Raw genomic sequence first — 4294 nt, forward strand, 5'->3', positions numbered from 1 at the left:
AAGCTCCTCGCGACGGGGTCCTCGACGCTCGCGGCGACGAGGAAGTTCCGCGACAGCCTCACCGGGCGGAAGCGAGCCGTCCACCTCCTGCCGGTGCTCGAGCGCGAGCGCGCTGCGTTCGGGGTGCGCGACCTCAAGATGAGGCTCCTGCGCGGCGGGTTGCCGGAGCCCCTCCTTGTGAAGGAGCGTGACCTCGGGTTCTACTCCGAGTGGCTCGACTCGTTCTACGCCCGCGACGTTGAGGAGCTCTTCCGAGTGGGGAAGCGTGAGGCGTTCCTCCGACTGGTGCAGTTGGTCCTGCGGAACAGCGGAGGCGTCCTTGAAGCCACGACGGTCGCCAGACAGTGCGGGCTGACTCGCCCGACGGTGGCAAGGTACCTCGACGTCCTCGCCATCACGCATCTCATCACCACGGTCCGCCCGTACCACCGAGGAGGCCGTCAGGAGCTGCTCAAGCGGCCGAAGGTCTATGGTTTCGACACGGGTTTCGTGAGCTTCTGCCGCGGCTGGGATGAGCTTCGCGAGCAGGACTGCGGGCGCCTCTGGGAGCATCTGGTTCTGGAGACGCTGACGGCACACAACGAGCCGGGGGCGATCCTCTACTGGGCCGACAAGCAGAGGCACGAGGTAGACTTCGTGCTCCCCCGGGGCAGGAACGAGTGCGACGCGGTCGAGTGCAAGTGGGACGCCGACGAGTCTGCGCCCCGTGGCCTCCGCGCCTTCCGCAAGAATCACCCGAGAGGTCGCAACTACGTGGTCAGCCCCCAGGTCGGACCGGTCTATCGGCGCGAAGTGGAGGGCCTTGAGGTCACGTTCTGCAACCTGATGCAGTGGGAGTGGCTGCAGGGGTTCCGGTAGGCAACCTCCACGGACTTGTCTTCCGACCGCGTGGCGTCACTCCACTTGACAACCAGTGCTCCAAACGGGTATCTTATCCCCTGTCCGGATGCAACACGTCAAGTGTCCGCAGCCCAGCGGGCCCGGCTCCTGCTTCCTGTCGACTGAGGCGAATCCTGCTCGGAGCTGAGAGATGGAGCCCATGTGAAGACTGCCGACTTCTTCGCCATGCACCCTGTGTTCTCGCTGGACGAGGCGACGCGCGCTCTCGCGCCGTCCGGCGGCCGCCTCGGGACCGTAGAGCGGCTCAAGCACCATCTCGAAACGGGCCGCTTGAAGCTCGTGACCCGCGGCGTGTACGCCGTGGTGCCTCCGGGTAGCCGCCCGGACCGGTTCCCGCTGGATCCGTTTCTGGTGGGGGTGGCCGCCCGGCATGACGGCGTCTTCTCACACCACAGCGCCCTCGATCTTCTTGGCGCCGCACAGTCAGTCTGGAATCAGCACACCCTGTACACGGAGCGGCGCCGCAGGCCGCTCGTTCTGGACGGGGCAGTGGTCCGCTTTCTCAACCATCCCCATCCGCTGGGGACGGGCAGCCGCAAGCACTTGGGTACGCGGCGGATCGAGCGGCTTGGGAGGCTGCTGGAGGTGACCGGGCCCGAGCGCACGCTGGTCGAGGCTTTCAGGCGGCCTGCCCTTGTCGGCGGGCTGGAAGAGCTGGTGCGCTCGGCGAGCGGATTCCCGACGCTCGACCTTGATCTGCTCGAGGAGGTTCTGCGCCGGTACGGAGTCGCCAACCTCTGGGCAGCGACGGGATGGTTCCTGGAGCGCTTCCAGGGGAGCTTCCACGTGCCTCCGGCCATCCTCGTCCGCCTCGAGCGGCTTCGCCCGCTTTCCCCGCAGTATCTCGAGCGGAGCCGCCGCGGCGGCAGGCTCGCGCCGCGCTGGAATCTGATCCTGCCGGCGGTCCTAGTGCGACCGGGTGAGGCAGATGAACCCTAGCCTGGAGTTCCTGGATCGGTCCTCGGCGGAGACGGGCTTCCAAGCCGCAGTGCTGGAGAAGGTCGTCCTTCTGGGCTCTGTGGCTGCGGACATCGCGCGACACCCTCTTCTTGGCGCCGTGCTCGCCCTCAAGGGCGGCACCGCGCTCAACCTCTGCTTCGGCCCGCCTGGGCGGCTCTCGGTCGACCTTGACTACAACTACATCGGGCACGTCGAGCGCGAGAAGATGCTGGAAGACAGGCCGCGGGTGGAGGGGGCCGTGCTCGATCTCGCGCGGCGTCGAGGGCACCGCGTCCAGCAGTCGGCGGATGCGTTCGCAGGGCGGAAGCTCTACCTGCGCTATCGGTCCGTCCTCGGGCAGGACGACCGGGTCGAGGTTGATCTGAACTTCCTCTTCCGAGTCCCCCTCGCCGGGACCGAGACCCGGTCCCTGTGGCAGCCCGGCGGATTGGACCATGCTCAAGTGCGCGTCGTCTGCCTTGCGGAGCTCCTTATCGGGAAGCTGCTCGCCCTGGTTGAGCGCGGTGCCCCTCGCGACGCGTGGGATGTGGCGTGCCTATCCGGACCGGCGGCGGAGACGTTGGCGCAGCCTCTCTTTCGGGCGCGGTTCATCGCGCTCTCAGCCACGCTCGAGCATCCTCTTCCCACGTACGGACGGGATCGCCTGGCGGAGTTCCTGACCGACCGCGCCGTTGCGACAGAGCTCGCGCCAACGTTGGCAAGGGGCCTGCCCCCTCGCACAGATGACCTCGTCGAGCGTGCGTGGGCGAAGGTCGGTCCGCTGCTGTCGCTCGTGGGTCACGAGGAGGCGTACCTTGCCGCCATCAACCAGGGTGAGCTCCGCCCCGAGCTTCTCTTCCCGAACGACGCCGAGGAGGCAGCGCGCATCGCCGGGCACCCCGCCATTCTCTGGAAGCTCAAGAACGTCCGCGACCACCGGACGCGGCGGAAGGCGTGACGTCATCGCTCCACCCTACTCCCCACAAACCTCTCCGTCTCCCTATCCAGGAAGCACACGTAGCAACCGAGCATGCCGCGGGTGAGCAACACGCGGTAGGTGTTCTTCACGAGGTCCACGAACCGATCCTTCGACCGCTTGACGACCGTGTCGTGCGACACGGTCGGGTCGCCGACCCAGCGCCCCGCGTCGAAGTCGTACGTGAGGTCCGTCCCGAAGATGACCCCGACGTAGTCGAACTCGAACCCCTGCGCGGTGTAGATGCAGCCGACCTGGCTCAAGCCGTTCGGGTCGGAGGCCCAGAGCGTCTCCTTCGGGATGCCCTTCGCGAGCCGGCCGACGCCTGACTTCGCGTTCCAGGGCCTCGCGTACTCGCCGATCCTCACGTCCTCCACGAGCGTCCCGTCGCGCTTCGGGTTCGACCACGGCCAGCAGAACCCCGCCGTCATCCGCGCCGAGTAGCCCTCGCGCGCCTTCGCCGCGATGGCCGCCTCGAGCTCGGCCGGGCTCCCGAGGATCCTGAAGTCGAACGCCTCGGTGTCGGTCCACAGGACGTGCGGCGTCCGCCGGATGCCGAGCGTGTTCTCGACCCAGGCGACGAACGCGTCCGAGCCGCGGCAGCGGAACTGCGCCTCGAGCTCGTACTCGAACAGCCGGCAGCCCTTCTCGAGCGCGCGGTCCCTCAGATACGCGGCCGAGCCGATCTCGGCCGGGCGGACGACCTGGTTGTCGTCGAGGAGGAACACGACGACCTTGCCGGCGCGCAGGAGCTCGTCCACCTGCGGCTCGCCCGAGCGCTCGGACTTCGGGGTGTAGCGGCTCGCGCTCGTCGTCCTGATGCGGTGGGCCTCGTCGCAGATGAGGACGTCCACGGCGTTCCGCTCGGCCGTCGCGTAGCTGTTGAAGTACTTGAACTGGCACTCGCCGCGGGCGCCGATGACGCGCCGGAGCGTCTCCGTGAACGCGCGCGAGCCGGTCGCGTAGTGCGCGTTGTAGCCGCGGGCGGCGAGGTCGGCCATGAGGTTGATCGCGATGACCGACTTCCCGGTCCCGGGGCCGCCCTTCACGACGAGGACGGTCGTGCGGCGGTCGTGGAACCCCTTCGCGGCGCAGGCGAGGACCTTGTCGTACACGACGAGCTGCTCGTCGAGGAGCGTGTACGCGGGGTTGCCCTTGATGACCTCGGCGACGTGGTCGAGGAGCTTCTTGCTCGGGCGGTACGCGCCGCCCTCGACGCGCCTGAGCACGTCAAGCCCCTCGCCGCGCGAGAGTCGCGCTGTCAGGAACTCGGTCAGCGGGTCCACGTCGTCGGCCGAGAAGAGCGGGAAGCGGGTGAGGAGGTCGCGGAACTTGTCCGCGCGCACCGCGTCGTCGGGCGCGACGTAGTAGTTGTGGAGGTACGAGCACGCGTGGAGCGCGATGGTGGGGTCGTCCTGGAACGCCGTGTGCGTGTCCTCGAGGTAGGTCTTGTAGCGGCCGACCTGCGCGGACGGGTGG

4 protein-coding genes are annotated in these 4294 nt (G+C 68.1%); 3 read left to right on the forward strand and 1 reads right to left on the reverse strand.

Features of this window, described 5'->3' with window-relative positions:
- The 3 genes from FJY74_09425 to FJY74_09435 form a co-directional block, all read left to right on the forward strand.
- Positions 1–858 (forward strand): DUF4143 domain-containing protein (locus tag FJY74_09425; GenBank protein ID MBM3308532.1); only part of this gene is annotated, 858 nt, incomplete at its 5' end.
- A 183-nt stretch (positions 859–1041) separates the two neighbouring features.
- Entirely contained in the window at positions 1042–1839 is a 798-nt protein-coding gene (locus FJY74_09430) for a hypothetical protein (protein MBM3308533.1), read from the forward strand.
- Positions 1829–2797 carry a nucleotidyl transferase AbiEii/AbiGii toxin family protein gene (locus FJY74_09435; GenBank protein ID MBM3308534.1) on the forward strand — a complete coding sequence of 323 codons (969 nt, stop codon included), beginning with the start codon at positions 1829–1831 and terminating at the stop codon, positions 2795–2797. Before FJY74_09430 ends, FJY74_09435 begins: the two co-directional genes overlap by 11 nt.
- 2 nt (positions 2798–2799) lie before the next feature.
- Here the strand turns inward: FJY74_09435 and FJY74_09440 are convergent.
- On the reverse strand, positions 2800–4294 hold a 1495-nt coding region (locus tag FJY74_09440), incomplete at its 5' end, for a DUF2075 domain-containing protein (GenBank protein MBM3308535.1).

Source organism: Candidatus Effluviviaceae Genus I sp., assembly GCA_016867725.1.
GTDB lineage: Bacteria > Joyebacterota > Joyebacteria > Joyebacterales > Joyebacteraceae > VGIX01.